At 61.6% G+C, this 26,730-nt stretch carries 24 protein-coding genes, 1 tRNA gene and 1 pseudogene; 9 read left to right on the forward strand and 17 right to left on the reverse strand.

Features of this window, described 5'->3' with window-relative positions:
• The first annotated feature begins 421 nt into the window (after nucleotides 1–421).
• From ACGFIV_RS25115 to ACGFIV_RS25125, 3 genes are all read left to right on the forward strand, one after another.
• Nucleotides 422–1,405, forward strand: coding sequence for a Gfo/Idh/MocA family oxidoreductase (locus ACGFIV_RS25115; protein WP_358552034.1), 984 nt, complete (start codon nucleotides 422–424; stop codon nucleotides 1,403–1,405).
• Between the two features lie 50 nt (nucleotides 1,406–1,455).
• Nucleotides 1,456–2,199, forward strand: a complete 744-nt coding sequence (locus ACGFIV_RS25120; RefSeq protein ID WP_358552036.1) for a ZIP family metal transporter — start codon at nucleotides 1,456–1,458, stop codon at nucleotides 2,197–2,199.
• Between the two features lie 74 nt (nucleotides 2,200–2,273).
• Nucleotides 2,274–2,347 (forward strand) — tRNA-Arg (locus ACGFIV_RS25125).
• A gap of 207 nt (nucleotides 2,348–2,554) precedes the next feature.
• On the opposite strand, the gene ACGFIV_RS25130 is transcribed toward ACGFIV_RS25125, so the two are convergent.
• From ACGFIV_RS25130 to ACGFIV_RS25150, 5 genes and pseudogenes are all read right to left on the reverse strand, one after another.
• Nucleotides 2,555–2,743, reverse strand: coding sequence for a hypothetical protein (locus ACGFIV_RS25130; RefSeq protein WP_392837956.1), 189 nt, complete (start codon nucleotides 2,741–2,743; stop codon nucleotides 2,555–2,557).
• A gap of 23 nt (nucleotides 2,744–2,766) precedes the next feature.
• On the reverse strand, nucleotides 2,767–3,915 hold the full coding sequence (locus ACGFIV_RS25135) for a site-specific integrase (protein ID WP_392837957.1): 1,149 nt from the start codon (nucleotides 3,913–3,915) through the stop codon (nucleotides 2,767–2,769).
• Complete coding sequence (locus tag ACGFIV_RS25140) at nucleotides 3,912–4,124, reverse strand: helix-turn-helix transcriptional regulator (protein WP_392837958.1); 213 nt, start codon at nucleotides 4,122–4,124, stop codon at nucleotides 3,912–3,914. The genes ACGFIV_RS25135 and ACGFIV_RS25140 overlap by 4 nt, the downstream gene beginning before the upstream one ends.
• Entirely contained in the window at nucleotides 4,121–4,762 is a 642-nt protein-coding gene (locus ACGFIV_RS25145) for a replication initiator (RefSeq protein WP_392837981.1), read from the reverse strand. The genes ACGFIV_RS25140 and ACGFIV_RS25145 overlap by 4 nt, the downstream gene beginning before the upstream one ends.
• A 24-nt stretch (nucleotides 4,763–4,786) precedes the next feature.
• Nucleotides 4,787–4,996 (reverse strand): annotated as a pseudogene (locus ACGFIV_RS25150) (transposase family protein); the annotation flags it as partial.
• A gap of 282 nt (nucleotides 4,997–5,278) precedes the next feature.
• On the opposite strand from ACGFIV_RS25150, the gene ACGFIV_RS25155 reads away from it, so the two are divergent.
• Genes ACGFIV_RS25155 through ACGFIV_RS25165 form a run of 3 tightly spaced genes read left to right on the forward strand, consistent with a single transcriptional unit; the run spans nucleotide 5,279 to nucleotide 9,347 of the window.
• Complete coding sequence (locus ACGFIV_RS25155) at nucleotides 5,279–7,174, forward strand: DEAD/DEAH box helicase family protein (RefSeq protein ID WP_392837959.1); 1,896 nt, start codon at nucleotides 5,279–5,281, stop codon at nucleotides 7,172–7,174.
• Between the two features lie 5 nt (nucleotides 7,175–7,179).
• Complete coding sequence (locus ACGFIV_RS25160) at nucleotides 7,180–7,392, forward strand: CxC ATPase DNA modification system associated small protein (protein ID WP_392837960.1); 213 nt, start codon at nucleotides 7,180–7,182, stop codon at nucleotides 7,390–7,392.
• Entirely contained in the window at nucleotides 7,389–9,347 is a 1,959-nt protein-coding gene (locus ACGFIV_RS25165; protein WP_392837961.1) for a hypothetical protein, read from the forward strand. The genes ACGFIV_RS25160 and ACGFIV_RS25165 overlap by 4 nt, the downstream gene beginning before the upstream one ends.
• 464 nt (nucleotides 9,348–9,811) lie before the next feature.
• Here ACGFIV_RS25165 and dndE read toward each other — a convergent pair whose 3' ends face one another.
• From dndE to dndB, 4 genes are read right to left on the reverse strand one after another with little or no spacing between them, the layout of a single operon-like run.
• A complete protein-coding gene (gene dndE / locus ACGFIV_RS25170; RefSeq protein ID WP_392837962.1) occupies nucleotides 9,812–10,213 on the reverse strand; it encodes a DNA sulfur modification protein DndE in 402 nt (133 codons plus the stop codon).
• Nucleotides 10,203–12,191 carry a DNA sulfur modification protein DndD gene (gene dndD / locus ACGFIV_RS25175; RefSeq protein WP_392837963.1) on the reverse strand — a complete coding sequence of 663 codons (1,989 nt, stop codon included), beginning with the start codon at nucleotides 12,189–12,191 and terminating at the stop codon, nucleotides 10,203–10,205. The genes dndE and dndD overlap by 11 nt, the downstream gene beginning before the upstream one ends.
• The gene (gene dndC / locus ACGFIV_RS25180) at nucleotides 12,178–13,701 is read right to left on the reverse strand and encodes a DNA phosphorothioation system sulfurtransferase DndC (protein ID WP_392837964.1); all 1,524 of its coding nucleotides are present in this window, start codon (nucleotides 13,699–13,701) and stop codon (nucleotides 12,178–12,180) included. The genes dndD and dndC overlap by 14 nt, the downstream gene beginning before the upstream one ends.
• Entirely contained in the window at nucleotides 13,698–14,831 is a 1,134-nt protein-coding gene (gene dndB / locus ACGFIV_RS25185; protein WP_392837965.1) for a DNA sulfur modification protein DndB, read from the reverse strand. The genes dndC and dndB overlap by 4 nt, the downstream gene beginning before the upstream one ends.
• An 83-nt stretch (nucleotides 14,832–14,914) precedes the next feature.
• On the opposite strand from dndB, the gene dndA reads away from it, so the two are divergent.
• On the forward strand, nucleotides 14,915–16,063 hold the full coding sequence (dndA, locus tag ACGFIV_RS25190; protein ID WP_392837966.1) for a cysteine desulfurase DndA: 1,149 nt from the start codon (nucleotides 14,915–14,917) through the stop codon (nucleotides 16,061–16,063).
• Here dndA and ACGFIV_RS25195 read toward each other — a convergent pair.
• From ACGFIV_RS25195 to ACGFIV_RS25215, 5 genes are all read right to left on the reverse strand, one after another.
• Nucleotides 16,050–17,489 (reverse strand): DNA phosphorothioation-associated putative methyltransferase, encoded by a 1,440-nt coding sequence (locus ACGFIV_RS25195; protein WP_392837967.1) that lies wholly within the window; start codon nucleotides 17,487–17,489, stop codon nucleotides 16,050–16,052. The genes dndA and ACGFIV_RS25195 overlap by 14 nt on opposite strands.
• Before the next feature lie 10 nt (nucleotides 17,490–17,499).
• Nucleotides 17,500–19,272: a hypothetical protein gene (locus tag ACGFIV_RS25200; protein ID WP_392837968.1), complete on the reverse strand. Its 1,773-nt coding sequence runs from the start codon at nucleotides 19,270–19,272 to the stop codon at nucleotides 17,500–17,502.
• Nucleotides 19,273–21,656: 2,384 nt separating this feature from the next.
• On the reverse strand, nucleotides 21,657–21,788 hold the full coding sequence (locus ACGFIV_RS25205) for a hypothetical protein (protein WP_392837969.1): 132 nt from the start codon (nucleotides 21,786–21,788) through the stop codon (nucleotides 21,657–21,659).
• Nucleotides 21,789–21,912: 124 nt separating this feature from the next.
• A complete protein-coding gene (locus tag ACGFIV_RS25210) occupies nucleotides 21,913–22,104 on the reverse strand; it encodes a DUF397 domain-containing protein (RefSeq protein ID WP_392837970.1) in 192 nt (63 codons plus the stop codon).
• A gap of 22 nt (nucleotides 22,105–22,126) precedes the next feature.
• Nucleotides 22,127–22,981 carry a helix-turn-helix domain-containing protein gene (locus tag ACGFIV_RS25215; protein WP_392837971.1) on the reverse strand — a complete coding sequence of 285 codons (855 nt, stop codon included), beginning with the start codon at nucleotides 22,979–22,981 and terminating at the stop codon, nucleotides 22,127–22,129.
• Nucleotides 22,982–23,463: 482 nt separating this feature from the next.
• Between ACGFIV_RS25215 and ACGFIV_RS25220 the strand changes: the two genes are divergently transcribed.
• The gene (locus ACGFIV_RS25220; protein ID WP_392837972.1) at nucleotides 23,464–23,847 is read left to right on the forward strand and encodes an ATP-binding protein; all 384 of its coding nucleotides are present in this window, start codon (nucleotides 23,464–23,466) and stop codon (nucleotides 23,845–23,847) included.
• A gap of 318 nt (nucleotides 23,848–24,165) precedes the next feature.
• Here the strand turns inward: ACGFIV_RS25220 and ACGFIV_RS25225 are convergent, their stop codons facing one another.
• Nucleotides 24,166–24,414: a hypothetical protein gene (locus ACGFIV_RS25225; RefSeq protein WP_392837973.1), complete on the reverse strand. Its 249-nt coding sequence runs from the start codon at nucleotides 24,412–24,414 to the stop codon at nucleotides 24,166–24,168.
• Nucleotides 24,415–24,745: 331 nt separating this feature from the next.
• Here ACGFIV_RS25225 and ACGFIV_RS25230 point away from each other — a divergent pair, with 331 nt between their 5' ends.
• Nucleotides 24,746–25,234 (forward strand): hypothetical protein, encoded by a 489-nt coding sequence (locus ACGFIV_RS25230; RefSeq protein ID WP_392837974.1) that lies wholly within the window; start codon nucleotides 24,746–24,748, stop codon nucleotides 25,232–25,234.
• Between the two features lie 80 nt (nucleotides 25,235–25,314).
• On the opposite strand, the gene ACGFIV_RS25235 is transcribed toward ACGFIV_RS25230, so the two are convergent.
• Together ACGFIV_RS25235 and ACGFIV_RS25240 are read right to left on the reverse strand one after the other, a co-directional pair.
• A complete protein-coding gene (locus ACGFIV_RS25235; protein WP_392837975.1) occupies nucleotides 25,315–26,532 on the reverse strand; it encodes a TIGR02679 family protein in 1,218 nt (405 codons plus the stop codon).
• A partial coding sequence (locus tag ACGFIV_RS25240; RefSeq protein WP_392837976.1) for a hypothetical protein occupies nucleotides 26,525–26,730 on the reverse strand: 206 nt, incomplete at its 5' end. The genes ACGFIV_RS25235 and ACGFIV_RS25240, both read right to left, overlap by 8 nt.

Raw genomic sequence — 26,730 nt, forward strand, 5'->3', positions numbered from 1 at the left:
CCGTACCGACCAACATGCCCCAAAATCCTAGCCCCACCTCCCTGACCACGACACCCTTCCCCCACCCCTCCCGGGTACCCCTACCACCCGCCCCCTCACCTCCGCCGCACAACCCCACCCCGCCCACCACGACGACCACCTGCCCCCACCCGCACAGCCCACCTTGAAACACCCAGCCCCACCCGCACAGCCCACCGTGAAACCACCCAGCCCCACCCGGACGGCCACCCACCCCGAGGGACCACCCGGCTTCGCCCGCACGGCCCACCCACCGCGCTCCGTGTGGTGCGCATCAGGCGCCGCGACGGCGAGTAGAGGTACGGCGATGCCGGCGCCGCCGTACGTCGGGCAACCGGTGAACGTTCGTGGTCACCGCACCACGAATCCGGGAGTCCGACGCTCTATCTGGCATGATGCGATCATGCGAATCGGGACTCTCGGCGCGGCCCGGATCACCCCCAGCGCGCTCGTCAAGCCGGCCCGGTCCGTCGACACCGTAGAAGTGGTGGCCGTCGCCGCCCGTGACCGCTCCCGCGCCGAAGCCTTCGCCGCCAAGCACGGTATCCCCGCCGTCCACGACTCCTACGAGGCTCTGGTCACCGACCCGTCCATCGACGCGATCTACAACCCGCTGCCGAACGCGCTGCACGCCGAGTGGACGCTGCGCGCCCTCGAAGCCGGCAAGCACGTCCTCTGCGAGAAGCCCTTCACCTCCAACGCCGAGGAGGCCAGGGCCGTCGCGGACGCGGCCGAGAAGTCCGGCCTGGTGGTCATGGAGGCGTTCCACTACCGCTACCACCCGCTGATGGAACGGGCGCTGGAGATCGTCCGTACCGAGCTCGGCGAGATCAGGCACGTCGAGACCTGGATGTGCTTCCCGCTCCCCCGCTTCTCCGACATCCGGTACTCGCTGAAGCTCGGCGGCGGGGCGCTCATGGACGCGGGCTGCTACGCGGTCCACTGCCTGCGTACTCTCGGCCCAGGCGAACCGTCCGTCGTCTCGGCGTCGGCCCTGCTCCAGTCCCCCGGAGTCGACCGGGCCATGGCCGCCGATCTCCGCTTCCCCACGGGCGCCACGGGTCGGGTCCACGCCTCGATGTGGTCCGGCCAGGTACTCAAGATCGCCGCCCGCGTCCAGGGCGCACGTGGCACGCTGGGCATCACCAACTACGTCGCCCCGCAGTTCTTCCACCGCGTCACCGTGACCGTGGACGGGCTACGGCGGCGCGAGCGCGTACCGGGCGAAACCACCTACACCTACCAGCTCCGCGCCTTCGCGGCAGCCGTCCAGAACGGCACCGCTCCCCTCACTCCACCCCAGGACTCGATCGCCAACATGACGGTGATCGACGCCATCTACCGCAAGGCCGGCCTCCCCCTCCGAGGAACCCCCTCCCCGGCCTGATCTTGCGTGTTGCCCGGCTCATTACCGTCTTGGGTGTCTACGGTGGCCTCATGCCGATCGTGCTGGCCTTCGCCGCCTTCGTCACGACCCTCCTGGGCGGCGTCGTGGCCCAGCGCGTCCAGGACAGGCGGCACATGGTCCTCGGCGCGGCGGCCGGTGTGATGCTCGGGGTGGTGGCCTTCGATCTCGTTCCCGAGGGTCTCGCACTCGGGCCGTACCGGCTGCTGGGCGTGCCGCTACCGATGCTCACGCTCGCACTCGGCTTCCTCACGATCCACGTCGTAGAACGATCTCTGGCCGTCCACGAGGTACACGAAGGTCACTACGCCAGCCACAGCCACCGGCACGCCGCCGTCGGCCTCGGCGCCGGGTCAGCACTCGTCGTCCACAGCCTGATCGACGGCACCGCCATCGGCGCCGCGTTCCAGACAGGCAGCGAGCTGGGCCTCGTGGTGGCCATCGCCGTGATCGCGCACGACTTCACCGACGGCTTCAACACCTTCACCCTCACGACCCTTTACGGCAACGCCCGGCGGCGGGCCGTGATCCTGGTGTTCCTGGACGCCGTGGCGCCCATCGTCGGCGCCTCGCTGACCTTCCTGATCCACATCCCCGAACCGGTGCTGGCCGCCTACCTGGGCTTCTTCGGCGGCTTCCTGCTCTACCTGGCCACCGCTGACATCCTCCCCGAAGCCCACACCACCGACCACCCGACCCGGGCCACCCTCCTGGCGACCATCGGCGGCACCCTGTTCATGTGGCTGGTCATCGGCCTCACCGCCCACCGGCCATAGACTCCATGATGAACATCCACGCCGAGCGGCCACGGTGCACGGACGCTCCCCAGATCATGCACAATTATCCGAGAGCACCCTTAGCTCAGCTGGATAGAGCACCGGACTTCTAATCCGACGGTCGCAGGTTCGAATCCTGCAGGGTGCGCTGCAGAGACCAGGTCATCTAGCCGCTGACCTGGTCTTTTACGTTGATCGACCCCTGACGCCACCCGCAGCCAGATGCCACCAAAAGCAGCCCTCAGCGGGTGCTCACGGGATATACGCGGGATGAAACCAGGGACGTTTTCCCAGCTCAGAGGCCCAAAAACGAAGGGCCACGGGATGACCGTGACCCTCCGATGGTAGATCGTCTTCACGCCGTCAGCGCCTCGGCTATGCGCTGGTTCGCGATCTCGCGCTGCCCGTCGACGCACTTGGCATAGACCCTGAGCAGCACATCCACGCTGTGGCCTGCCCGTTCGGCGACGTCCGGCGCCGGGACGCCGGAGTTGAGCCATAGCGAAACGGCCGCGTGCCTCAGGTCATACGGCCTGCCGGCCATCGGCGAGGCGACCTGATCAGGAGTCAGCGCGTACGTCCGTGCCTCCTTCCAGACCTTGGCGTACGCCGTCTTGGAAAAGACGCCGCCGGTCGCGGTCCGAACAGCCGTCCATCGGCCGCGGTGCCATGCCGCTCGATGTGCTCGCGGAGGATCACCACCAGCTCGGGCGGGATCGGCACGTCCCGTATGGCCTTGCGCCGACGCTGCTTGAGCCCCCGAACGTCGTGCGTCTTGCCCGAGTCCGAGAACCGCCGCCCGCTCTCCGGCCGTGTCTCCTCCAAGGTCAGCAGACCCCAGCCAGTTGCCGGAAGATGACAGTCCTTCTCCCGTAGCCCCGCCGCCTCTGCAGGCCGAAGACCGGCGAAGTACATGCAGGCGAACATCCCCGCCAGCATCCCCCCGCGTGACCGGCCCACGTACGTCACCGCGACGAGCAGCTCCCGAGCCTGCGCCGGGTTGACCACCACCCGCCGATCGACCTCCCCCGAGATCTTGGCGGGCTTCCAGTTCACCCGGTCCAGCGGATTTGCGGAAAGCTCCCCGAGCTCGACGGCGTACTCCAGCGCGTGATGGAACACCGCTCGCTTGCGCCGGAAGGTGGAGTCCGCCGCCCGCGTCCCGTCGAGGGTTACCGACAGCGCCTCCAACACGGCCCGCACGGCCTTGGCCTCCTCCAGTTCCACGATGGGCACCGAAGCCGCGGTGAGCCAGCGCAGCGCCACGGCCTGATCAGCGTCGAGACTCCCCCGCCGGCCATCGGGCAGGAAGACATGCCCGCGAAGAACCGACCGCGAGACCCGGGGATCGGGCTTACCTGGCCGCTCCCGCAGGAGAGCCAGCGTGACGCCGGTCATCGTGTCCGTCATGCCCTCCCGCGACTTCGCCGCCGAGTGCGGCCACTTGGCCAGCACGTACGCCTGAGCGAACTGCAGCCAGGTACGCGCGACCTTGGCCTTGACCAACGACAGGGGCAGGCCGCTCTCCACGTCGAAGGCCTCGCCAGCCTTGGCCGCCTGCCGCAGGTCCGACAGGAAGCTCTCGGCCAGAGCCTTGGTGCGGAGAGTCTTGGACTTCTCCCGGCCGCCCACCTTCCAGCGCACCTCGTACGACACCGTCTTGCTGGACTTGTTGCGGCGGACGTCCCAGAACTTCACGTCATAGCTGGTATTCACGCGGCCCTGCCGTTCCGGGGGTCGGTCTCCCGTAGCGACTCAAGCCAGGCGTCGAAGTCGCTGCGGTAGACACGGATCTCCCCGTTGGGCAGCTTGAAGCCCACGGGCGCCTTACCGATCTCCCGCCAGCGGTAGAAGGTGCGAAGCGAGATCCCGCCCAGCTCGGCGAGGATGTCGGGAACGCTCATCAATTCATCACGCTTCCTCATGCCGCGCTCCCCTCAGTTGCCGAAAGCTCGTGACCATCCGCCTGCGCCCGGAGTTGGTTCATGTGGTTGCGCCACCGCTGACGCTCATGGACCGACCGCAGAAGCCGCAGGGCCAGCGGAGGCACGTTGGCGTCTCCGTGCGGAACGGGGCGCCAGCTGTAGCGGTGCGGGTCGACCGGCTCGTCTGCGACGCCGAGGGCTTCCAGGACCCAGGTACGCCGGTCCTGCTTGTGCTCGGCCAACGTCTTGTTCGACCACTTCCGCGACGCCAGGACCCGTCGGCCCGCGTAGCCGAGGTGCTCGGGCTTGTGCCCCTTGCCCCGGCACCGTCCGGGAGCCATGCCCGCCCTGGCGCTCTTGGGCTGCACGCCGTAGCGCAACCAGTTGGGGCAGGTCGGCGAGCAGGGCTCGAACCGCAGCGCATCGGCCAGGCGTTCAGCGTGGAGGCGCTGAGCCTGGTTCTCCGAGTCGAGAGTGTCGCCGATGCTCTTCGTGAGGTACTTGGACAGGTAGCGGATGCACTGGTCGGCGTCCTTGCTCCCGGCCAGTACGCCCTGCACGTCAATCTGGGTGCCGAAGCGAACCACGTGCAGGGGGTTCCGCCTCCTCGTCCGCATCGAGCTGGTCAAGCGCCTCATCCCACGTGGGCAGGACCTCCCCGGTCCCCAGATCCGCGCGGCGGTCAGATCGTGCACCGAGCCCGGCAATGATCCCGAGGTCAACAGCGGTGTGCCATCCGGAGCGGCGATGACCTGGACGTTCATGCCGTGTTTCTTGTGCTTGCCGGAATAGTACGGGCGGTCGGCGGCGACCCGCTCGATCGGGATCAGCGTGCCGTCCAGCACGACGAAGGCGTATCCGGCGCGCTCGGCCGTTCCGCGGTGATCTGCAAGGACGCTTACTGCGGGGATAGTGATGACACTGCTCCACCTTCAGCAAGAGCGGCTCCAACCACTCTCACGGGTCGTCTGACACCGTCCACCAAACCCATCGCCCTTTCCACGCTAAACCAACGACCAGCGGCCTGGACGGCTACGATCGCATACCGTTAGCGCACTCTAAGGGTACTTGTCTAGATTGCCGACGAACCAGCGTATGTCGCTAAGATAGGCGAACTTCAGCGACTAACGTTCTGGGCTGGCCGGAGGTACAGGATGGGTCTCCGAGAGATCGGCTATCAGGACGACTATCGGTCGGGCGTCGAAGACCTACTGATGGACTTCTTTAGGCCCTCCCTACGGTGTGCCAGGCAATACTGGCGAGCAGTCGGTTACTTCTCCAGCTCCTCATTGGAGTCTCTGGGGGCGCCACTTGGAGACTTCGTCCTCAACAACGGCATGATCAGACTGATCACCTCCGTCGAACTAAGTCAGGTCGACCTGGAAGCAATAAAGGAGGGATCCTCCAAGCTCGACGTATGTGCGGAGCGCTTGGAATGGATCATTGAGAGGGAATTCTCAGACGGCATTGGCGAAGGAACCACTCGGCTTATTCGCCTCCTACAGTTGGACCGCCTCGAGATCAAGATCGCTACCCCAAAGATCGGAAGTGGGATCTATCACGAGAAAATCGGGATCTTCCTAGATGGTGATGACTTCGTAGCGTTTACGGGCTCCTCAAACGAGAGCCGAAACGCTTTTGAGCATAATCGAGAGTGCATCGATGTCTACCCATCATGGAGGAGCTCCAGGCGGGCACACCGAAAACTAGACCACTTCAAGAACGTGTGGGAAGGGTCGGACCCAGGGGTAGATGTTTTCACCCTGCCAATGGCTATCAAAAATCGACTCGTACGTTTGCGTACAGCGCAAGGCTCAACGGTTAACGCGCGCGTACAAGAACAAGATAAATGGCGGCATCAACACGAAGCGATGACTGCATTTCTTGCTGCCGAACGCGGGATCCTCGATATGGCAACCGGAACCGGAAAGACCCGAACTGCATTCGGCATCCTAGAGCACCTGTTCAGCAATAACGTGGTAGACACTGCAGTAATCACCATGGATGGGACAGATCTCCTTAACCAGTGGTGGAAGCAGTTGATCCAGCATCGTAACGCCTTTCGCCCGGGGCTACGGCTGCTTCGCGACTATGACGAGCATAAGGATCTAGAAGAATTCGTCCTTAATCCCAGCAACTCCGTTTTCCTAGTCTCACGGCAGCCCGGCCCGCGACGAGCGCCATTAGCCGCGGCATTGCGCCGGCTCAACCGGGAAATGGCTACGAGGACCATCCTCGTTCATGATGAAGTCCATAGACTGGGTAGCGCAGGAAACATAGCCGCTCTATCGGAACTCTCAGAACGTGCCAGATTTCGGCTGGGGCTTAGCGCAACACCCGAACGAGATTATGATGCCGAAGGTAACGAGTTCATTGAACACCACATTGGCCCAACCATATTCACGTTCGAGCTCGACGATGCCATCAGGCGGGGAATTCTAGCCCCTTTCGACTACTTTCCGATTCCTTACGACATGGATGAGAGGGATCGTGAAAGAATTCGAAAGGTCTACGCCAAGCAGGCTGCTCGTGCACGAGAAGGTAAGCCGATGACGAAAGCGGAGGTTTGGATAGATCTCTCCAAGGTCCACAAAACCTCACTCGCAAAGCTACCTCCGTTCCACCAGTACATCAAACAGAACGCCGAATTACTCGATCGGTGCATCATCTTCGTAGAGACCCGCGAGTATGGCGAAGAGGTCCTTGAAATCGTACATTCCCTCCGCCCCGACTTCCATACGTACTTCTCAGGCGAGCAAGAAAAAACCCTAAAGAAATTCGCGCGTGGAGATCTAAACTGCCTTATAACGTGTCATCGCCTGTCCGAAGGAATTGATATTCAGTCTCTCAACTCCGTCATACTCTTCTCATCGGCACGAGCCCGTCTAGAAACAGTTCAACGCATAGGCCGTTGCTTGAGGACAGACCCTAATAATCCTCGAAAGATTGCGAACATAGTGGATTTCGTGCGCAACCCAACAGAGGACCAGAACTCCAACGCCGACGCTGAAAGATGTTCCTGGCTAACCGATTTGTCAAGGATCCGGTGATTTGCATGTCACTTGATAGGCGTATAAAGGAAGCAATTCGTGAGGCGGTCGAAGAGGAACATCAGCCGGAAAGCGTGAGTGCTCTCCTCATCTCGTGGATGGAGGAGGTCGCTAGCGGACGCGAAGATATTCAGGATGATAACCAAGCAGTAGGTCGGCTAGAGCTGATTTACGATCAAGTCAGCCTTGATGACGACGGAACGGAGCGCGCTGTATGACAGCAACGCTGGAACTCCTTGGCTGGAGAGCACAGGGCCTCAGATGTCCTGATCACGAAATAGACTGTCGCGACGAGCATGGTGATGTCTATTCAGTATCCCTGGTGCAGATGCCTAATGGAACTGGTAAGACCACCACACTTACCCTTCTGCGGGCAGCTCTCTCAGGGTCGCTCGATGCGATCATGTCACAACTTACAGACTTCCAGAAAAGAGAAACACAGAGCGATTACGGAGCGTTCGAGGTCCGTCTGCGACTCAACGGACGGTTAGTTACTATCATCCTTAGGTTCGACTTTGAGAACAGAACCATCGGCTACTGGACGACGCAAGGCCCAGGCCAGATGGAAGGGTTTGAGCCACCGGCTGAATTCCGCAGGTTCCTTAACAGTAACTTCGTGAAGTTTTTCGTTTTCGACGGGGAGCTGGCCCAAGAGCTGCTCGATCCTGCTCAGGTCAAGGCAGAAGAGGTCATAGAGACCCTCTTCCAAATTAATTCGCTTCACAATATCAGGGAGAGGGTCTCCGAATACTGGGAGCGACAGACCCGAACAGCAAGTGCAACCGATACGAAGGCGCTGAGCCGCAGAAGGAACAAGGTAACCAAGGAGCGCGAGCGGCTCGCGTTTGTTAGGCAGGAAAGAGATAAGACCCAGAATCTCCTCCAGTCCAATCGGCTATCTCTCGAGGCAAAACAGCAGGCCTATAACCAACAGATACAGCAGGAGGCTGAGCGTGGGGCCCATGTGTCTGCGGCAACTGCGAGGGTCGATGCTCTAAAACACCAGGTCCGTGATTCTTCGCAGACTGTCCTTGAAAGGATGCGCGATCCTCACGCGCTGTCGTCGCACTTCGCGCAGTCGATGGCAGACCTAAAAACTGCCCTCGACAGGGTGAAACTGCCCGAAAGTGCCGCTCGTGAATTCTTCGAGGAACTTGCTCAAGAAGCCGAGTGCATTTGTGGCCGCCACATCGACGATGTGACGCGTACGGTGATCCTGGAGCGAGCTGGCCATTATTTGGGATCTGACGATATGGCATTCCTCAATTCCATGAAGACAGCGATTCAGGATTCTCTTTCTAGTTCAGATGAGGAGGCGCTACTGTCTGTACTCGATGAACTCGATCGATTCTCGTCCGAGTATCGGCAGGCAAGAAACGAACTTGAGGCGCTCCTAAGTGATGCAGAGGAATCCGATCCGGCCGTAAAAGAAGCTAGCCTAGAAATCGAAGAGTCAAGCAAGCGAATCTCTCGGCTTGAGGACATGCTACAACAGTTCTCGGACAAGAACGAGAGCTTGGGAACCGATGAAACGTGGGGAATTGAGGTATTGGAAAAGAGGGTTAAAACATCCGAACGGCTGCTTGCAGAGATTTCCGATACCATAGACCTAAAGCGTCGTCGGGATATCCTTAACCGAATCTTGCTGCGCGCACACGAAAAAGCAAGATCTGGGATTATGGCTGAAATCTGCTCTCAGGCGAATGAGCGGATCACGGAACTCATGCCCCATAACAGGTTGACAATTGAGCGAGTCGACAAGTGCCTTGTGCTGAAGGGGCAGTCGGGCGGTAGCGTCGGAGAGAACCTCTCGGTCGCGTACGCGTTCCTAGCGACACTCTTCAATCGATCCGAACACGCGTTGCCCTTCATCGTTGACAGCCCTGCCGGTGCGATCGATTTGGCCGTACGCCCGCGCGTTGGGGAGCTCATACCGCGGTTGACACGTCAATTTATCGCTTTCACCATCTCTTCCGAAAGAGAAAAGTTCGTCTCGAGCCTAGAGGCTGCTGCAACACGAAGAGTGCAATATACCACGCTCTATCGTCGCAGGGAGGCCGCAACAAGCTATGCCGAAAGCGGCAATCACCCGGATGCTATTCTTACGGGCGATGGAATAATGGTATTTGGGCGAGAGTTCTTCAACTCCTTTCAGATGGAGGAGGATGAATAATATGCAACCATTTCGAATCCGTACTGACGCTCGGGAGTGGTTCAAGGACCTACGCCAAAAGGACGGCGGCCTTAGGATCGACTTTGACTCCTATTACTTTTGTTTCGTTGCCGGCGTTGCCGCAAAAGCGCACAAAGATGACGTGCCACAAGCCCAAACGGCTGAATTGGTCGAGTATTTTCCTGGAGAATTCAAAACGAGAGGGCGCCTATTGGTAGCCCTTTTCTTGTCAAGCGAACTTAAGCGCCTAGGTGTGCGGATGGACGACAAGAGGCTTGTACACACGGCTGTCTCGCGCTTGGTCGACCCAGAGAGCGCAAATCACCTAACCGACGAGGGAGTCAGCAAGTTTAATGGTTACGCCCATGGCGGTTTTGACGTCCTTCAGGGTGATTGGTTTGACGATAGGCCGAGGACCCTAGAAGCGTTCGTCCGCACATACAAGCGCCGACTGGATGAGACACTTACACAGGCAAGCTATTAGAAGTACGCTCAATCGCATATCGGATAAGGCTAGCGACCGAACTCAACTCTCTTTGCGCAGCGAGGTAGCCAATTCCCCGATGAACGTGGATGCTAAGAGTATGCGCGAGCTGTTCATCGGTCGTCGGGAGGTTGTCCCACTGACACCGCTGAACAAGAAGGGCACGGTAAAGCTCGCTGTACTGACCCGCGAATGTCCTCCAGCTCATTTCAATGTTGGAATCCATCACGAGGTCTTGGACTAGTGGCACTGTTCGGTCTGCTAGGGACACGGTTAGGCCCCATCTGCAGAGGATATTCCAGTTTTTGATGCCGGTAACGCGCTTGAGCTTGATGAGCTGGTCCTTCGCTGGCTGGGATAGCCGGATAGTGTCAAGCGACATAACGAGTCTTCCCCCATCCGTAGCCAAGCTCGATCGAAGTCGTAAAGGTGGTGTCGTTGTAAACCAGGGTGTATGTCCGAGCTATCGACGGCATAAGCCTCTTCAGCAATTCGTCGTCGATCTCTTCGTCAGTGGAGAGCAATAGCACCTGGTGGCTGGCCTGAGGGAAATAGCGCTCCACGAGGTTCTGTCGGTGCCGACTGTCCAAGCGACCTAGAGGAGTGTCAATTACGCTGGGCAGGCGGTTTCCTGCTACTCGTGCTAAGCCCCAAAGAAGCGATACCGCCAGGAGTTGTCGTTCGCCAGCGCTGAGACGGGCGGGGTCAAGCTCGTCCCCGTCCGCACCGACCAGGGTTAGGGTGAACTTAGCGGTATCGATACGGAGATCCTTAACCAGTCCTTCCTTGCGCATCAGCCGGTTGAGGCTGTCGAGCACTGCGACTTCTAGCCGGCTAATGTGACGCTGTAGGAGGAGCTGACCGAACTTTTCAAGGCTGTTGCGTGTGCGGTCGGCGTAGGAGACGACCCGGGCACGATGTTCAACCTCGGCGAGGCCCTTTGCGCGCCGAGCATAAGCACGGTCCCGCGCTACAATGAGCTGCTCATGCTCCCGGACAGAAGCCGCATGAGCTTCCTCCATGCCCCTGAGCTCCCGCTCAAGATCACTCACGCGGTGACGGACCTTAGCCTGCCGAGCAATCACCTCGGCGATGGCGTCCTCAGCTGGGACACCCGCAAGCTGGCGGTCAAGGGCATCGAGCTGTTCCCGAAGATTCGCGGATTCGGCGAGCAGCTCTTGGGCCTGGCGTTCTTCGACCTCCAGCACTTGATCGAGAGAGCTAAGCTGCTTTATGCCCGTCGCAGACATGTGGAGCACCGGGCGCACATCAGCTTTGGCTGCCCGGTGGGCTCGGTCTTCATCAAGGAACTGGACGATCTTCTCCAATTCTCCCGATGGAATGCCGGCGCCGAGAAGACGAAGAATCTCTTTGTCACGCTCCCGGAGAGCATCGACAAGACGTTCTGCGCGGCCAGCTTCCTCTTCTCGCTCGACCTGCCTTCGCAACTCGGCGAGCTGCGACTTCAATAGCAACAGGGGCAACGGTCCGGCAGCCACCGCGTTGGCTAGGGTGTCTTTGATGGACACCAACCGCTTTTCTGCCTGATCCTTCTGTGCCTCCAGCTCCGCACGTCGTCGGAAGAGATCCCCTCCTGCCTTGGCGAAGGTAGCCTCGACGGCCTTCAGTTCTTTTTTCTCATGCAGGAGCCCTGCCTTGGCGGCTGCCACTCGCTGCAGGGCGTCGGCCCGGGTGACCTCGTTCTCCTCCAACTGTGCTTCGATCTTGGCGATGAGCTCCAGCGCGTCTTTGTCTTCCTGTGTCACCCTCTGGCGCCGCTGGAGGGCCAGCAGGTCGGTTCGGAGCTGCTCCACTGTGCTCAGGCCAAGCAGGGACTGGATCGCTGATTCAATGACCGGCGCAGCACGGTCAGGGTCGGCAAGCGACTCGATCTTCTCTCCGTCAAAGAAGAAGAGCGAGGCCACCTCAAGCGGCAAGAGATCTTCGACGTAGTCAGCCCAGGTTTCGCTGATCGCCTTGTCTAGCTCCCCATTAACGAAGACCGAGAGCGTCTCCCGAACGCTCTTGCCGCTGACCTTCCAGTAGCGCTCGACTCGGTAATGCCGCTGTTGGCCCTCCGCTGTGGTGGAGAACCACAGTTTTACGCCCGCCTGTCTGGGAGTGGCTTGCCGGTTCACGCTGTCGCGTAGGAACGAGTCGTATGACCGGTTGCCGCGTCCGCTGCATCGTGCACGCGAGCCGTACAGAGCAAGCTGGATGGCGTCCAGCAGCGTGGTTTTGCCACACCCGTTAAGACCGCCGATCAAAATGATCGGCCGCCCGGCTTTGGGGGCTAGGGAGACAGGGTTCTTGCCCTTGTAGGCGCCGAAGTTCTCCAGGGTTATCTCATGCAGGAGCATCGGTGCTCACTTCGTCCAGTTCGATAAGGGCGGGCGCGGTCTTGTTCTTCTGGTTACGCAGGGCCATGTCTACGGCGTCGTCCTTGTCCGCGTAGTAGCCCTTCTTGATCGTGCTCTCCAAGGCATCAAAGAGCCCCGAGCGGCGGGTCATGGTGCGGAACTTGCGCTCTACCGCCAGCAGTTCACGCATCGTATTGAAGTGGAGCTCGTCATCTCCGCAGATCTCCCGCAGCAACTCCACCTCGTCTGCAGCCACCGTCAAGTGCTGGTCCAGTGGACCGCCCGGGAAGTCCTCGCCTGCCTCTTGCTTGTAGATACGCGGCAAAGAATCTTCAATTTCGTGCTTTTCAAACACCCAGATTCGACGGATCTCGTGCAGCTCGTCCATGGTGATGAGCTGAATGCCGCGGACATAGTCCGGTGCATTGTTACGAATCCAGGTCTGAGCGTTCAGGAGTTTGGTGAGCCAATCCTCGCGCGCCTTCTGCGTATAGGGTCCGGGCACGTTCCGATCGTGGAATAGCTGGATGCTCCCGTTCATCTTCCGGAAATCACGCAGATGGCTGTCATCGGGGACGTCCAGTTCGTCCCGCAGCTCGAGGAGCGGGAGCATCCACTCCTTCTCCTCATCGTTTTGAATCATCGCCGACATGGATTTGTCCTTGTCGACGAGCGTACAGGTCCAGCACCCGAATCGGCTGTCACCGCAGGATGGAGTGGTGTTGTCGACCACCAGCGGGCACTCGCCGTCGCTGGAAGCACCCTGATACATGGTCAGCAGGTCCTTGTTGGGGTGCCCCCAAGGATTGGGCTGCTGCATGAGGAAGGTCCATACCTCGTCATTGCTCCAGTCCTCGACCGGACTGTAGACGAGCGAGTTGGGCAGGTTGCCATTGGGCGAAAGTCTGTCCCGGACACGACGCTTCTCGTGGCGTTCCATCACCCGGGCACGAGCCTGGCTCTCCGCCTTCCGAATGCCGAGTACTAGAATGGCCTCGCCGTGGTCGTGTACGACACCGCGGATGAAGGAGTTAGATGGGCGGATCTTCAGCCGCTCCGTGCACCAGCGGAACTTCGGACGCGGCGCCGGGTATCCCTTGCCGATTAGTCCAACCCAGAATGTGTCCTTCACCTCAGGCGTGAGCCTGTTTGGTTGGATTGGCAGTTGCTGCTCCTGGGCAGCCTTGCGCATCGTCTCCAGCGACTGGGTGACCCATGCCGCCACGACCGGGTTCTCGACTAGAGTATCGGTGCTAATCACATAGACGGGCTTGATGCGCTGTTGAGGCTCCAGCCCTTGGAGCGCGGTCCATACAAGCTGGAGGACTGCCGTGGAGTCCTTGCCACCGCTATAGCCCACGACCCACGGAACCTGGTCGGCCGTGTAGAGTTCGCGGATCTCGGTGGTCAGCTCATTTATTACAGCAGCCAGCCCACCACGGCCCTCGAAGGGTGTGGCTCGGCGGGTAGGGGTGTTCAGCATGACGACACTGCGCGTCGGCGTGCTCATCGCTCTCCTCGCTGGTAGGCGTCCTCAGCCTGTTGCTCCTCGGCACTCAATTCGAGTCCAAGCTGCTGCCGTAGATGGTTCACTGTGAGTACAACATTTTGGTGGTTCTTAGAAACCCGGCCACCGATGATCGCGCGACCTTCCCACTCAGGGTTGGTCCGTGACCAGTCAACGTTGCGAATCGGTGCAAGCCGGGGCTTCCACTCCTCCGGGTCAATGGATTCGCGCAGAAGGGTGTTCCCAAGCAGCCCGAGCGCGTGGAGGGCGATCCCATGGGTGTGGAGGTACTGCTTGCGCACCTCAGCTGCGGCCAAAGTCCGATTCCGAACCTCTCGCCAGTCCGGGATGAGCTCGTCTATCGCCTCCCAGAAGGCTCCGGAGACGTCTTGTGCCCCTTCGGTGCTATTAAGATCTATGCCTTGCAGCAGGGCGCTGGTTGCCGAATACAGTGCGCTCAACGTGAAGAGCCGGCGGGACCTGGCCGACAGCGTGCTGCTCTCCATCTCAACGAAGCCCCTGAACACTGGGGATCTTAGCGCGAGGAGCCGGGTGATCTGCGAGAGCTCGTCTCGGTGGTCGTAGAGAACTCCAATGGACCTGGCCGGTCGTACGGCATGCCGGTTCAGATCCGCGAACATCTGCTGGCTGCGCGCGAGCCCGGCATCCTGAAAGAAGACGACGGCGATAGTCTCATCGCCCAGTGCCGGGTTCTCCTTCAATGCAGCTTCGATGGCTGCACGGCGGTGCTGGCCATCGTTGATGAGGAAGCGTGAGGCCATCGGTATGTGGAGTCGCCCAACCCGCATCCCCGGGCCCTGGTCAGAAACACCGACGAAGCGCATCGCCCCGTCGACTGAGGCAGTTAGCGCCGAGAAGACGTAATCGTCAGGGTTGTCCAAGATGTACCGGGCTAGACCGGGAACGCGCCCCTTGTTCAGGACTCGTTGGGCGCGGACTTCGGGCGCCAGCTCGTCCTCGTCGAACAAGAAGATCTTCGGGATGAGGCGCAGCGGACACATCGATACGTAGTATTCACGCCCTGCCTGCACGCCGCGAATCCCTGGGAAGATGTACTCGAACCCTGCGGTTGTCGTGTCAGCACCCTGTTGGGGCAGTCCCTGTGTTCCCACCGGCAACACGGTACCGTAAGTACGTCACGTTTTTAACGTACGCACGTGACCTAGACGGACGAAGTAGGAGCTGGTGAGGACTCGTGGTCGCCTACCTGGATGCCGCCGCTACGACGAGAGTGCTGCCCGAGGTCGCAGAGGTGGTCCTATACTGGATGACCGAAGACTTCGGCAACGCTGGCTCCCGCACCCATGAGTACGGCACGCGTGCCAAGAAGGCGGTTGCCCGCGCCCGCGAGAGCATCGCCGCAAACCTCTCCGCACGCCCAGACGAGCTGATCTTCACCAGTGGTGCTACCGAGAGCAACAACATCGCTATCCTGGGTCTAGCTCCATACGGCGCCGAGCACGGACGACGTCACCTCATCAGCACCGCCATCGAGCACAAGGCTGTCCTAGAGCCGCTGGAGCACTTGCAGTCTCAAGGATTCGAGGTCGACCTGATCGAGCCGGGACCATCCGGGCGGGTGAGTATGGAATCTGTACTGGAACGCCTTCGACCCGACACGCTCCTGGTCTCGGTGATGCAGGTGAACAACGAGACCGGTGTTATCCAGCCTGTTGGCGAGTTGGCTGAACACCTGCGAGCAACGCCTACCTATTTCCATGTCGACGCTGCTCAAGGCTTCAGCAAGTTGCCAGACGATCTCCTTACTCCCATCGATCTCATTAGCTTCAGCGGACACAAGATCGGGGCGCCTAAAGGAGTGGGCGGTCTGCTGATCCGGCGGAGGGGCAGGAATTCTGTTCCGCTAACGCCGTTGATGTTTGGGGGTGGGCAGGAGCGCAAGCTTCGCCCCGGCACACTTCCGGTTCCGCTCATTATGGGGATGGCCAAGGCACTCGAGGTATTCGAGGCCGACCGTGCCAGGTGGCTGGAGGCAGCCGCAGATTTCCGGACACGGCTCCTGGCAGGGCTAGAGAAAACTCGATTCCATCTACACGGTGACCAGGAGCATGTGGTGCCTCACATCCTCAATCTGTCCTTTGAGGGTGTCGACACGGAGGCCCTGATCCTGCAGCTGAAGAGCTATGCTGCCGTTGCCACAGGTTCGGCTTGCACGAGCGCCTCCTACACACCAAGCCATGTCCTGGCTGCTATGGGGCTCCCGATGGAGCAGGCCAGCAACGGTCTTCGGCTTTCATGGTTTCCCAAACAGGTCGAGAACCTTGATGTGGTCGAGTTTGCCGACATGATCGCGCAGTACCAGGCCGGCATCATTTCCGCATGACGAGCCGGTGACCACGGAGCTCCCGTCCACAGCGGACAAGCTCTGCCTCCCACCCCTCTTCAGTACCAATAATGTGCGGATTGGTGTAGAGGCCAGCGCGAAGCTCGCTATTTGTAAGGCGATGATATTTAGGCACGTCTGGATCGCTGGGGTGCAGGAACTCGTGCTTGCGGTGCAACAGCGGCCTATTGACCGTCTCTTCATAGGACATGAACGAGGTCTTCAACGTGGCCAGGTCAACCATGTAGGAGGACCTCAGCCGAGGGTGCGGGTCGCTATCGAACTCCGGATAGTCCAGCCAGCTCACACCTCGGCCCTGGTGACGAAGCTTCACCACCGTCCAATCCTGAGGGCGACCGGCCGCGATGGAAGCGCAGTGCTCATAGAGCCGTAGTACGACGGGCATGTGGTCGATCGTACGGCGGTGGACGTAGAGGGCTGTCGGAGTGAGCTTGCCGACCTTCGAACCGTTCATCGCGCCGCGGACGTAAGAGTCGTCACGGAGCTTGAGGAGCAGCCGGTCCGAGCGCTGGCAGGCTGCCTTGTAGGAGCTAAAGAATGTGCGCACGTCAAGCTGGACTGAAAGCGGCAAGCATCCGAAGGGACCACGACCGTTGAACAGCTCAACGCCAAGGAAGAGCAGGGTTGTGAGGGTTGAGCGCCTGGCGCCTTCTGCGACCTTTGCGGCGTCGGCGGATGCGCGGACGACCCGCTGCACTTCTGCGGTCGTCAGGTGGGAGAGCAGTTTCACCATTTCCGCCGGCATCTCTTCTAGTCGGGGTCCGCGTCCGCGTTGTTCGGTGTAGTCCACCACCGACGCCATCGCCGAAGCCGCGTCATCGGAGGCGAGCCAGGTCGCCGCAGGAGCGATGCGGCGAGCCAGGTATGCCAGCCGTGCTTCGTCGCGCTTGAACGCGTAGATCACGCCGGGCATGGCCGAGACACACCGGACACCCGTGACCTCCTCGACGTAGCTCTTCAGCTCACTCGCGGTGAACAGGTGCTGAAATGTTCGGCGGCTGGTGAGCACTCCATCGCCGAGATCGTCGCCTGTGACCTTGGACCTCTCCCACGTGAGCCTAGTAGAGACGACCAAGGTCTCACCCGCCAACTCCCACGCCTTTAGAAGTGTATGGCGGCGTTCTGCCGGATCCTCGATGATGTTAAGGACGTAGGTCAGGAGCACCACGTCAGCCGACTCGAGGCGCCCTTCGGGATAGAAGTGTGGATCCCAACCAGACGCCTTAGTAGCGAGGCTCTGGAGCGCACGAACGTCATCACCTCGCCCGCACCCGTAGTCGAGAACAGAACACTGAGGCGAGATCTGCTGATCCATCACCGCCTGACGAGCGGGAACCGACAACCCTGAGCGCCCAATCGCAGTCAAGCGTCGGTTGCTCAGCCATTGTTCACCGGTCGGCCCCACCAGCCGAAACTTAGTCGTCGAGGAGGTCTCCCGCCAGCAATTCATCGAGATTGGCGGGCACATCCTCAGGCGTGGAGGGAGCATCCTCGGCTTCGGCATCGTCACCGTTCACAGGTACATCGACGACTTCCGCCCCCGCCTTCCAAGCATCGTACCGCTCGGCCTGAAAGCCGAACCAAGCGATGAGTGCGCTCTGAAGAGTCTGGTCGGCATGCTTGTCAGCCTGCTGCTTCCGTTTGGCGTCGCTGAGTGAGGGGTTGCTGCTCTTCAGCACTTTTTCGTGCTGCTTCACCAGCAATCCATGGTAGAGAGACCGGGCTGCACTGAGTGTCTCTTCGAAAGCGCCACGGTCCTCGATCCAGTCGGTGATGAAGGTCCATGCAACGGGCGTTGCAAGGATCTCTAGCCAGAAGTACCGGAAGTAGACCGCTTGCGGAGTGTCCATGGAAGCGATTGCATTAAGGGGGTGGCTTACCCCACGCTTGGCGAAGACCCGCCGTCTATCGTGCGCCTTTCCCTGCCATTCTTCCTGCGTGAAGTAGGCATTCCAGGCACTTGCGAGGGCCTGCGCGAAGGCTGGTATATCACGCAGGTCGCGGCCCTTAACGTGGAGCTTCCAAAGGCTGCCCAGCGTCAGCATCATACCGAGTTGGCACGCATGCGTATTCATCATCGCATACACTTCTACGCTGCGTCGTACGGCATCGCCGCTCTCTGAACCGAACAGCTCTCTGGCACGTTGCTTCTCGAAGGATTCCTGTTTGTCCTGGAGGTAATCCCAAGCCTTCACGATGTCGGGCTTGGTCCGATGAGGGCTCATACCAGGAAGGCTAGACTCGTGTTTGAAGTGTTCGCTGCTGTCGCGAAGAGTCCAGTAAACTCCTACACCTCCGAACAAGGCGTCGTTAGCGAGTCGTGCTAGGACGTCTCCAGGCGCCCACTGTTCTTTAATCTGCGTAAGAGCTTCCGAGTGTGCACGGTAGTGGTCCACGTGGGAGAGGAGCGTCAAGATGGCGTCACCCCATGACTGCTTGAACTGCTCCGTAATTTCCTCGACTCTGCCAAGAGGGAACTTCGTGTTCTCGATCTCTTTTGCGAGATAGGTGAAGTCGCCATCCTTCACAGGTGCTGGGAAAAGGCTTGCCATGGCAAGCTGGCCACGCATAAAGGCGTCACGCTCCGTATCGCTTTCACGACCACCGAATGTCAGGTCAACTTTCTGGAGATACTTCGGCGGCCCGAAAACGCAGCGCTCTACCGCCATCTGAAGGAGATGGATATTGGTCATTGCAGACCAGCGAGCGGACTGTGTTGTCTTCGTCTCCGGGTTGTCGTATTCAACCGCATAAAGAGGCATGAATCTGCTGTTCGATTTACTCCTGAGCTCATTCAAAAGACTACGGGTCAGAACCTTCTGAAGTTCACCGTCGGAGAGAAGTATGAGGCGAGATTCACTCGGCTTCCGCGCCTCTTTGTTCACATCCACAAAGAGCTTCCGGGCGACGCCGTGAGGATCATTCTGTGAACCGGTGTGGTCCGGAAACCAACACACGGTAACTGGAACTTCGATGTGCGATAGGTCCAGAGTTCCACTATTTCGCTGTTCCCAGAGTTCAACCTCGCGCTGCACAGGGACCTCGTAGAAGGACTTGAAGCGTTCCCCCCCGCTCTGATCCCATGTCTTCGACAGGGTACGTTCGATCGCCAGTAAGGCCATCGCCCGGTGCTGACCATCGATGACGACAAGCCGCGCATGCGCCTCGTTCCAGTGCAACTCGCCCACCGGAACAGAGTGAAGCTTTCCCTCGGGACTCGCAAGGCGACGAACTCGCATTGCCTCGCCTGCCGTCGTCTGAATCCAGTGGCCGTCGCTGTCGGCAACAGTCTCCTGGCCTCCTAGCGGGGGAAGTACGTGGGGGCGCTTGTTTTTGAAAGGTAGAAGCACGGCTACGATTGGAGGGAAGAACGCAGGCCCAGTCGCTCGCGGGCGGAGGAGGTAGGGGATCAAATTTGTCGCAACCCGGTGGTCGTCGAGGTCACGCTGGAGTAGCTGGTTGAAGTCCAGATCCTCCGTGCCCATCACCTCACGTACAGGCGCGAGACTCTTGGTTAGAAGGCGCTCAGGATCTGAAGTTTCATCACCCAAACGTGCCTTTGTCATGATGTACTCGACTCGCCCAGCAGGCGTAGCAAAGGTGCCCCAAGTACCACGCACAAAGTCCTGAAACCGTGGTCCGCCGCCCGACCCGAACATCGCCATGCCTACCGCCTTCCCAGGGTGGGTGCAAAGAGTCTATGCAGATACCACTCCGCTGAGCGTATGATATCTCGAATATCATCCGCACTCGCATCAGTTTGGATGAGTTTCCTCAGGTCGAGGACCCAAACCTCGAGGTCCTCCATGGAGACCTGCCGTGCGGCGGCTCGATGGCCGAACGATTTGGCCTGTATGATGGCTCGCTGCCGGTCATCAGGTCTATTTCGGAGATAGTCGCTAATGCGAGTAAAATCACTCTTATGCCTAGATAGGCGTTTCTTCAGGTCTACGGCAATGCCGATATATAGCGGCGTTGCAAAAATTGGTATCGCTTGCCTTAATATGCGGGCCAAAGCTTCTCTTTCAACCCTTGAATGAGCAACTCGAAATAGACTGGCCCTGGCGCTATCTTCCGTGTGCGCCGCAATTGTCGATTCCTCTTGCGCCTGAGCAGTGCCGGGTTGGATAAAGTCTTCAAGCGCACCTAAGGGATAATCCACCCGGATTCTCCCCCTCCATCGGGAATCATAATCGGAAGTGCCCTGTAGATCTATAGCTGGCGGTTCATACACCAATGCGTATCGCTGCAGCGAGTCTATGAACGCGGCAGCCGCCCCCTCCTCATCACTCGCCTTATCTGAGTTAGGGATCGAGACTTGGGGACGGACGTACCATGCATAGAGACCGGGACTTTCCGGTGCCGAATCAACATCGAACATAGAGAGGTGCATGCTGGGCGCTTCGATCTGGCCCGAGCTCATCAAGTGCGACCTTTCTCCTAGCTGGCTACTACTGGATACTGATTGGGCGCCTCTAGCCGCGATATCTCCAAGCACAACAGGAGCTGGTCCACCGATGAAGGTCTACGATTCACGAAACCTCCCAGTCCGCTTCGCCCGAAATAGAATCCGGTATTCCAGCCGGCTGAAGAGCTGGATATGCACCTGCAGAGCTGGGGACAATATAGACCACGAGTTATGACCTCCTGAGGGATATAGCAGTTTACGCCACAACCGTTACGGCCAGGTGAGCTAGGACGGTTTGATTGGTCTCCCAGCCGCCAGGACACCTGACCGGCACGTTGAGTTGGACTCTTATGGTCGGGAGATGGTTGTCAAGCAGCGGTAGAAGTTTGGCGCGGCCGAAGACGATGGACGATGCAGGGGTTTCGCTGCCGGGAGGTGAGCACGTCAGCCGTCGGCCTGCAGATCCAACCACTCAGTCGCGTTGCGGCTGACCACAGTGGGGAGGGCACTCAGTTGGCAACATCGAGTGGAGCCTCAGCATCCGCTCCTCCATCTACCGCGCTCACCAGCACGTTGGCTCAGATCGCCTGCCGGACACGATGGATGATTTCTGCGAGTCCGCTCGACGCCAGGACGGCTATGACCCCTGGCCAGTCGGCGAGCCAAAACCGGTCCACGATGCGGCTGGTCCATTGCTGAGCAGGACGGCGCCGGTCAGCTCGGAGATTGGACAGCTTCCGGTGATCGCCTCGTCTGCCGCCCAAGGGTTGTCCTTGACCACCCAGAAGCCGCCCGGCCGGTTCGGGTTGGCGTGCAAGTCTCAGAGGACTCGGTGGTACTCGTCGCTAAGGCGGCCTCGAGCGTGGGCTGGTACGACCGGCCGATGATCACCTCCCGGGGATCTGAGACGACGAGCGGCGCACCGTCTGCTCTGTCGAGCACCAGGAACGAGTCACCGAGCACCAGGTGCGCGATGAGGCTGTCGGAACAGGCGCAGGATAGCCACGGTCGCCGACGGACTGATGGGGTCGGCGACGTCGCAGGTGTCGCGGTGGTCGTCTGTCACCTGCTCGATGGCCTCGGCGAGCAGCGCCGAAAGGCTGCGGTCCCGCATGAGCGGCAAGGGGCTGAGGAGGCTGCCTCCAAGACGGCGGGCGTACCAGGTCACGCCGTGTGGCAGATCGATTCGGTGCCGGAGATGCCGGCGCCGTCGATCAGCACCGCTACCGTCGGTACGGCGCCGGTGAAGTCCTCGTTCGCACGGCCAGTCAGCGCCGCAGCGCTCGTCATCGTCACCCGCAAGTTCGGTGGCGTCAGAGGAAGAAGGGGATCAAATAGGTTTCCGGGCTATGCTGGAACTGGACAGATACAGCAAGGCCCCTCGGCGAGCGTTATGCGCCGGGGGCCTTGTCGTTGCCGGTTACTGGACTTCGCCGGCCTTGATGCCGCCGATGAATGCGGCCCAGCCGTCCTGGGTGAAGCCCAGAGCGGGGCCAAGGTTCTTGCTGTCGCGCACGGCTACACCGGCCGCCAACCACGCCACTTCGACGCAGTTGTTGCTGGTGCCCTGGCTGCGCGTGCTCTTGCGCCATTGGGCGCCGGACAGATCCATGGTCGATAGATCCATTGATGCCTCACAGCTTGTCGATCAAATCGGACAGATACGCGATCGACGCGTCCACGCTTAGCGCTGAAGCGCATACGTGCTGAAACAACAGGTTATAGCTTTTGAGTTGCTCCGCCTCCTCCAGGTAGAGACCGTCTGTCGGGGTCTCGATGTAGACCACGCTGCGGTCCATGGCATGCGGGAAATCCAGGATCACGAAAGGGCCGCCCAGCCCGGCATGAGGACCGGCGGAAAAGGGCAGCACTTGCAGCTTCACATGCTGCAAGGGGCTGGTGTCCACCAATTTTCGTAGCTGCTCCTCGCGTACCTCGCTGCTGCCCACGGGGCGTAGTAACGCCGCCTCGTCGACCACGGCCCAGAACTGTGGCGGGTTCTTCTCGCGAAGTAGCAGTTGCTGTCGCTCCATACGCACGGCCACGCGGCGCTCGAGTTCACGCAGTTCGCGTACTCCGGCGGCGCGGATCACCTCGGCCGCATACGCCGGCGTCTGGAGCAAGCCCGGGATGATGGACGTCTCCCAGTTCCTGAGGGACGACGCCGCGGCTTCCAGGCCAACGTACTCGCCCGACAGGATGTCGCTGAAGGACGACCACCATCCGCGTTGTTTGGCCTCGCGGGCAAGGGCCATCAGCTCGTTAATGCGCGTCTCACTGCTCACGCCGTACGCCTCACAGAGCTTTCGGACATGATGCACATCCGGCCGCTGAGTGCGCCCATTCTCCAGGCGGCTGATCTTCGACGTGGAGCACTCCAGAACGTCGGCCGCGTCCTGGATGTCCATCTTCGCTGCCTTGCGGAGCTGGCGAAGCTCGAGACCGAGACGGCGTAGCCGCACGGTCGGACTGTGATCAATGTCCGTCATCACATCACTCCAATCGACGTATACAGCCTCACCGCCCGGTCAGCCTACGCAAGCCAGGATGAATGCCGCACATTTTGAGCAGAACTTGCATCTTAGAACTTGCACGAGCACTATGGCTACGGACAGTCCCCAAGCAACCACACACGGAGCCCATGTGACTCTCGAAACCCCAGAATCCTCGGGTTGGAAGCGCGCATGGCACACGGAAGCAGGCCGTTGGTGGACGGCACGAACCGACAGCCTGAGCCGTGCCCAGCGAGATGCAAGTTGCGCGCTGACCGTGAGCGCTGACGAACTCGGAACGCTAACCAGGCTCATCCAACTTCACGACGAACTCGCAGCTGTCGCTGAACCCAGCACCAGCACGTAACAACCCTCGTTCCCGGCGGGAAGGTGCTCACCGCCGACGAACCCCTCCGCGCGCTGTTCGGGCACCCCGACATCCCCCACGGCCTGGCCTGGGGACCGTTCTCGGAGACGACATGAACGCAACCTCTTGGGCCCTCCCCGCCGACCTCGCCGTGGTGGGAGAGGCCCGCGCCATGGTGCGCAAGACCTTGACCGACTGGGGCCTGCCCCACCTGGTCGACGACGCCGAGCTCGTCATCTCGGAGCTGGTCACCAACGCCCTGGTCCACGGAGCCGCGCCTGTGGTCATGGCCCTGCACGACGCCGGACCCGCCCTCATCGGCGCCATCACCGACCGCAGCACCACCCCGCTGGCCGCGCGCGACCCCGACCTGGAGGACACCGGCGGGCGCGGCCTGGCCATCGTGCGCGCCCTGGCGGCCAGTTGGGGGGTGTGGCCCTACCCCACCGGCAAGACGATCTGGTTCACCCTGCTCCGCGACGGCACCCCGACGTGATCGAGACGACCTCAGGCCACGCCGACCGCGGACCGCACGTGCTGGGCGCCGAGCCTGCCGCACGGCGGATCACCTGGCTTCAGCCACAGTCCAGGGGGAGGGGCGCCGGACCGTGCAGTGCACCTGCGCCTGCCGGGCGACGACGCCCACCAGGAGGAAGACCCAATGGGAAACAGTACGACCCGGGCGCCCATGGGCAAGGCGAGATGCGCCTGGTGCACCGACCACCACGACGGCGAGGGCATCCCCGGGGCCGCCTGCTGCTCCACCACCACGCCGGTCCGCCCCGGCGCGGTGTGTATGTCCAACGACTCCGGCTCACCGGTCATCGAGCTGCACGACATCGGCGTGGTCCTGTCGCCGGCCCACGCCGAACGTCGCGGCGGTGGTCGCGACCGGTCGCGGCCCGATGAGCAGAACAAACGCCGGGCCATCCGCTTCTGGATCACCAGAGCCAAGAAGTGTCAGCCGATGTCCAAGCGCGAACTGGCCGAGCTGACCGGATTCTCCGAGACCTGGGCGCTGGGATGCGGCCTGGTCGAGGGTGGGCGCGATGGTCGCCACCAAGAGGCCAGACGAGTACGACGCGGCCGTCGAACTGCTCACGGATCTGCGGGCGGTGGCTCAGCGCGCCGACCGTCTCGACGGGTTCGCGCGGCGCCTCGCATCCCTACGCCAGGAGCACTCTGCGCAAAACCTCCCTCATAGAACGTTTCAACCGCGCCGGACTCGACGATCGATCTACCGGTTGATGTTTCGCCAGCGAAGCGGCGAGCGGCCGTTTCGGCCAAGGGCCGACGTCCAAAGAGATCGTTGACCGGATGTGTCGGGAAATTTATCGTCGGTTGTGCGACGCCCTGTCACGTCCGCCCTGCCGTCTCTCGACACGGAGGCATTGATGTCCCGGAAGCTCTCCGCCCGGCTCGTCCCCCTGGCAGCCGCCATCGTGCTGACCGCCGCGTCGGCGCCTGCCCTCGCCGACGTGGTCGACCCCGCACCGATCGGCCCCGGCCAGTACTTCTCCGGCCTGGTGAACGGGCAGACGGCCAGATCGATCATCAGGATGGCCTGCTTCGGTCCGGTCGTCCCCGGTCAGACCGGACATCCCATGGCCGGACAGACGGTCGGAGTCCGGCCCGCCCCCTCAGGCTCGACCAGCGGCGTCGGATACACCGGCAGCGCGGCCAACGCGATCGGCGTCGCCTTCAGGAACGCCTCCACCGCCACGCCGCCCATCGTCCTGCGCTACTACGGAACGGCCACCGAGATCCCCACCTCGCTGAACCTGCCCTGTTACGGCAGCGGCGTCCTGGAATTCCTGCCCACGCCCACCAGCCCCACCGCCCGCCCGGCGACGGTCAGCGTCAACTTCGTCGGCCAGCCCTGACCCATCGCCGCCGTGCCGGCCCAGGCGCTTCGTCCACCTCGTCGACGGTGATGGCGCGGCCCCCCGCCCGGGCTTCGCCGTCAGGCGTCAGCCGAGAGGTCGGTGCGGAGTAGGGGGATGAGGCGTTCTTCCATGACGGCCCGGCCCTCGGCGGCCATCGCCTCGGCGAGGGCTGTATCCCAGGGGCTGCCGGACCGGCTGCCGGTCAGCGGAGTGGACTCGCCCTCCGCCAGACCGGCCGCGTAGTCAGCCGCCCCCATCCGCCAGGGCGACGCGCCATGCCGTACGGCTGCCGCCTCCACGATACGCAGCCCCGTCCAGTCGAAGTCGGCTCGCCAGCGCAGTCGTGACCCGGCCGCCGCTGCCGAGGCGAGCAGCTTGTGGCAGGCGGCCGACGGGATCCCCTCGGTGCAGACCAGGGCGGCTGACCGGGCCCCGAGTTCGGCCGCCGCCGCGCGGAGCACCGCCGGATTCTCGCAGACGAAGATCTCCTCGGCGACCGGCACGACCGGGTGTTTCCCCTGCTGGTGAAGGGTGAGCCGGAACGGGATCCCGAACGAGGCGGCGTCGTTCAGCCACCTGGAGACCACCTCGTCGCCGCGGGTCCTGACGTTGAGCACCAGCACCTGGCTGGCCAGGTCGTCGACGATCACACCTACGGACTCCCACAGCGCCCGCTGCCCGGCCCTGCCCGAAGGCGGAGCAGGAGCACCGGACCGAAGCGCCAGGGCGCGCAGCACGAGCGTCGCCAGCGGGCTGCCGGCGACGAGCGCCTTGGTGTCGCCGGTGGCCGACTCGGCCAGGACGGGAAGCGGGACGAAGGTTGCGGGCAGCTGGTCGAGCACGGCTGTCGCCTGCTCGATCAGGTGGGTGTCACCGCGCCGGACCAGGCGGGTGAGGGTGCCGTCCGCGGTCATCGCCGACAGCCACTCGGCGAACCAGGGTTCCGAAGCACACGTCGCGGACTGAGCCGCGGCGAGCAACGCCTGCCGGCCGGCGACCTCCGCGGCTCGCTCCGCGGGCCGGTCCCGGACCGGCCCCCCTACCGAAGCCAGCGCCTGGAGCAGGCCCATGCCGTGCATTTTCGTGAGGGCGTCGTCCAGGTCGGCCAGTGACACGGTGAGCCGTTTGACGCTCTCAGGCCGATAGGTCCCGGTGATGCCGATGATCACCCGACGTTCGGGTTCGGATGGGTTGGCGAGCCCGACGGAACCGTCGAGCACGCCCCCGGTCTGCTCCAGCCTGCGCCGGGCCGCGGCCAGAAGACGCTGCCATCCCACGCCCCGCAGCTCATCCAACGATGCTCGCCTCGACCCGCCGGGTGCCGGGGGAGCCCAGCGCGACGGTCAGCTCTCCCGCGTCGTCGGCGAGTAGTTCGGCGCCGTCCCAGACCAGCAGCAGCCCTCCCTGCCAAAATAGACAGAGGTAGCAAACAGGTATAAAACTCTGTGTCGAGGGTGGGTAAGGAGACATCCGTTCGTGGGAGCAAGCAAGCC

Source organism: Sphaerisporangium sp. NPDC049003 (assembly GCF_043197795.1).
GTDB lineage: Bacteria > Actinomycetota > Actinomycetes > Streptosporangiales > Streptosporangiaceae > Sphaerisporangium.

Bases quoted from the DNA above. Each gene is read 5' to 3' on its own strand.
- ACGFIV_RS25115 (WP_358552034.1), top strand. From the start codon at position 422: ATGCGAATCGGGACTCTCGGCGCGGCCCGGATCACCCCCAGCGCGCTC.
- ACGFIV_RS25120 (WP_358552036.1), top strand. From the start codon at position 1,456: ATGCCGATCGTGCTGGCCTTCGCCGCCTTCGTCACGACCCTCCTGGGC.
- ACGFIV_RS25130 (WP_392837956.1), bottom strand. From the start codon at position 2,743: ATGGCCGGCAGGCCGTATGACCTGAGGCACGCGGCCGTTTCGCTATGG.
- ACGFIV_RS25140 (WP_392837958.1), bottom strand. From the start codon at position 4,124: ATGAGGAAGCGTGATGAATTGATGAGCGTTCCCGACATCCTCGCCGAG.
- ACGFIV_RS25145 (WP_392837981.1), bottom strand. From the start codon at position 4,762: ATGAGGCGCTTGACCAGCTCGATGCGGACGAGGAGGCGGAACCCCCTG.
- ACGFIV_RS25155 (WP_392837959.1), top strand. From the start codon at position 5,279: ATGGGTCTCCGAGAGATCGGCTATCAGGACGACTATCGGTCGGGCGTC.
- ACGFIV_RS25160 (WP_392837960.1), top strand. From the start codon at position 7,180: ATGTCACTTGATAGGCGTATAAAGGAAGCAATTCGTGAGGCGGTCGAA.
- ACGFIV_RS25165 (WP_392837961.1), top strand. From the start codon at position 7,389: ATGACAGCAACGCTGGAACTCCTTGGCTGGAGAGCACAGGGCCTCAGA.
- dndE (WP_392837962.1), bottom strand. From the start codon at position 10,213: ATGTCGCTTGACACTATCCGGCTATCCCAGCCAGCGAAGGACCAGCTC.
- dndD (WP_392837963.1), bottom strand. From the start codon at position 12,191: ATGCTCCTGCATGAGATAACCCTGGAGAACTTCGGCGCCTACAAGGGC.
- dndC (WP_392837964.1), bottom strand. From the start codon at position 13,701: ATGAGCACGCCGACGCGCAGTGTCGTCATGCTGAACACCCCTACCCGC.
- ACGFIV_RS25210 (WP_392837970.1), bottom strand. From the start codon at position 22,104: ATGGATCTGTCCGGCGCCCAATGGCGCAAGAGCACGCGCAGCCAGGGC.
- ACGFIV_RS25215 (WP_392837971.1), bottom strand. From the start codon at position 22,981: ATGACGGACATTGATCACAGTCCGACCGTGCGGCTACGCCGTCTCGGT.
- ACGFIV_RS25220 (WP_392837972.1), top strand. From the start codon at position 23,464: ATGAACGCAACCTCTTGGGCCCTCCCCGCCGACCTCGCCGTGGTGGGA.
- ACGFIV_RS25230 (WP_392837974.1), top strand. From the start codon at position 24,746: ATGTCCCGGAAGCTCTCCGCCCGGCTCGTCCCCCTGGCAGCCGCCATC.